The sequence below is a fragment of the Pseudomonas thermotolerans DSM 14292 genome (assembly GCF_000364625.1).
Classification (GTDB): Bacteria; Pseudomonadota; Gammaproteobacteria; order Pseudomonadales; family Pseudomonadaceae; genus Aquipseudomonas; species Aquipseudomonas thermotolerans.
On sequence record NZ_KB822650.1, the window covers coordinates 1 to 2,957 of the forward strand.

Consider the following 2,957-nt stretch of genomic DNA (forward strand, 5'->3'; position numbering starts at 1 on the left):
GACGATCTGAGCGCTTTTTGATCGATGGATCGCTTCAAAAAACAGCGAGGTCTGTAGTCGGCCAGAAATACGTGGCTACTTCAGACCATCCTTAGCTGCAGGTAGTCCAGCACATTGGCCAGGATGTCGCGGTTGTCTTCGATGACCAGAATACGCATCGGCTGATTACTCTTTGATTTTGACGCTTTTTTCACGTCGCTTTGACAGGCTACTAACAGAGGCAAATGCAGACTGCGGCCCGTTCATCCAAAAAGGATCATACGATGCCCCAGCTTCATTATGCGCAAATTCGCTACTTATCCATCGTCGTGCTGGCGTGGCTAACGGTATTCACTCTGACTCGGAGCCTGTTGCTGGTTAGCCACCTGGCAGATGCGAATATCAGCATTTCGAACCTTATGGGCTTGTATGCCATAGGGATGATCTACGACTTGAGCTTCCTGCTTTACGCGACCTTGCCAATGGCGCTTTACCTGCTGCTTTGCCCGCGCGCGATTTGGCAGCAGCGCTGGCACAAAAAGTTCATGGCCAGCGCCATGGCCCTCAGTCTATTCGTCATGCTGTTCACTGCTGTTGCGGAATGGCTGTTTTGGGACGAATTCGGCGTACGCTTCAATTTCATCGCCGTTGACTACCTAGTGTACTCCGAGGAGGTGATCAACAACATTCTTGAGTCCTACCCGATTTACCCCTTACTGGCATTGCTCGCCATCTTGGCCATTGGTCTGACATTCATCCTTCGCCGCCCCCTAGCAGCTGCCTTGGATGCCCCACGCATGGCACCTAAGCAAGCTTTATATAGTCTGGGTGTTTTGCTCTTGCTGGCCGGGCTTAGTAGCGCTTTTGTTGGGCAGAACTCCCCCCGTGGAATAGGTGGTAATGCCTATCAGCGCGAGCTGGCGAGCAATGGGCCTTTCCAGTTCTTTGCTGCGTTTCGGAATAACGAACTGGACTACCAGCAGTTTTACTCGACCCTGCCGGAGTCCGAAGTCGCCGGGTTGTTGCGAAGCGAGGTGAGCGAGCCCAATGCCCGTTTCATAGGCAGTGATCCGCTAGACATTCGCCGTGAAATCGATAATCCAGGGCAACCAAAACGCCTGAACGTAGTACTGGTGACCATCGAGAGTTTGAGTGCCAAATACTTGGGCAGTTTCGGTGACAACCGCGGATTGACCCCGAATCTGGACGCGCTACGCAAGCAGAGTCTGGCATTCAGTAACTTTTACGCCACGGGTACCCGAACTGACCGTGGCCTAGAAGCCATCACCCTGTCTATTCCACCAACGCCGGGGCGTTCGATCGTCAAGCGTATTGGTCGTGAAGCTGGTTATGCAAGTCTAGGTCAGCAGTTCGCCGCCCAAGGGTATGACAGTGTATTTCTCTACGGCGGGCGTGGTTACTTCGACAACATGAATGCTTTTTTTGGCGGCAACGGCTATCGCATCGTTGACCAAAGCAGCGTGGCCGAGGCGGATATTGCTTTCAAAAACGCCTGGGGCATGTCGGATGAAGACCTCTATAAACAAGCCCTCAAAATTGCAGATGCCGACCATGCAGCCGGCAAACCTTTCTTCCTGCAATTGATGACCACCTCAAATCATCGACCCTATACCTACCCTGAAGGTCGCATCGACATACCTTCCGGTGACGGTCGCGAAGGAGCGGTGAAGTATACCGACTACGCCATTGGCCAACTCCTTGCCCAAGTGCGGGAAAAACCCTGGTTCAAGGACACGCTGTTCGTCTTCGTCGCCGATCACACTGCAGGCAGCGCCGGTAAGGAAGATCTGCCGGTGGCCAACTACCACATCCCGCTGTTTATTTACGCTCCGGAACATATCGAACCTAGAGAGTTCACCGATGTTGTCAGTCAGATCGACCTGGCTCCAACTTTACTGGGCATGCTCAATATCGACTATGTCTCAACGTTTTTCGGGCGCAACGTGCTGCGAGAGGATCGCACTGCTGGGCGCGCTCTGGTTGGCAACTACCAGCACCTAGGACTGTTCGATGGCAATAATCTGGCCATTCTCAGTCCAAGGCGTGGCATGCGCAAACATGAAGACGCATTGGGGTTGAGCCATGAGTCGATCATTGGCACCGATGACGGGCTGCTGCGTCGCGCTATCGCCTACTACCAGGGTGCTAGCTATGCCTTTCAGAAGGGACTTATAGCTTGGCGGTCAGGGTTACTGCCAGATGAAAAGTTGGGCCTGCGTTAACCCACTCATGCATTACAGGCACCGCCTGGCGGTGCTTTGATTTGGAGCTACTGAAATGACGGCCGACCGCTCAGAAAGCGCTTCTCGGTACTTTGATTTCCGTCTTGCGATAGGTATTCCATTAGGGCTTATGGCCTTACTGTTGTTGCTTGACCCTAGTGGAGTTGATTTCGCTTTGGCAGAACTGTTTTACGAGCCGGGCCAGGGCTTTATCGGTCGTCACAGCTTCTGGCTGGAAGACATACTCCATGACCGGGCGAAGCAAGCTGTTATTTTCGTGGGCGTAATGGCCATTTTCGGTTTCGTACTAAGTCTGATGCCAACCAGGTTAAGTCCCCTTCGTCGTCAACTAGGTTACCTGGTACTGGCATTGGCTTTATCAACCAGTATTGTCACTCCGCTGAAAACACTGACTGGCGTGCACTGTCCATGGAGTTTGAGCGAGTTCGGGGGAGCAGAAACTTTTACACCTTTGCTTAGTGAGCGCGCGCCAACCGAAAAGCCAGGGCGCTGTTGGCCAGGGGGGCATGCCTCGGCAGGGTTCTCTCTGTTGGCTCTGTTTTTCGCACTGCGCGACAGGCGTCCTCGCACCGCTCGCATTGCTTTAGTTGTTGCGTTGGGACTGGGAGCCGTGTTTTCGCTAGGTTCTGTACGAAAAGTCCAAACGGGTAGAATCGGCGCCATGACAGGCTGGAGGCCCGCATGGCAAAGCGTTACGAACTCCCGGATGCAGCT

General features: G+C 53.5%; 2 protein-coding genes and 1 pseudogene. 2 read left to right on the top strand and 1 reads right to left on the bottom strand.

What is annotated here, in order from left to right; all coding sequences use genetic code 11:
* Positions 1 to 89 precede the first annotated feature (89 nt).
* A pseudogene (locus H165_RS19700) lies at positions 90 to 158 on the bottom strand (DNA-binding response regulator); the annotation flags it as partial.
* A 105-nt stretch (positions 159 to 263) separates the two neighbouring features.
* Here H165_RS19700 and H165_RS0117860 point away from each other — a divergent pair.
* Both H165_RS0117860 and H165_RS19445 read left to right on the top strand, forming a co-directional pair.
* Positions 264 to 2,222, top strand: a complete 1,959-nt coding sequence (locus H165_RS0117860) for an LTA synthase family protein (RefSeq protein ID WP_017940290.1) — start codon at positions 264 to 266, stop codon at positions 2,220 to 2,222.
* A gap of 55 nt (positions 2,223 to 2,277) precedes the next feature.
* A partial coding sequence (locus tag H165_RS19445; protein ID WP_081609389.1) for a phosphatase PAP2 family protein occupies positions 2,278 to 2,957 on the top strand: 680 nt, incomplete at its 3' end.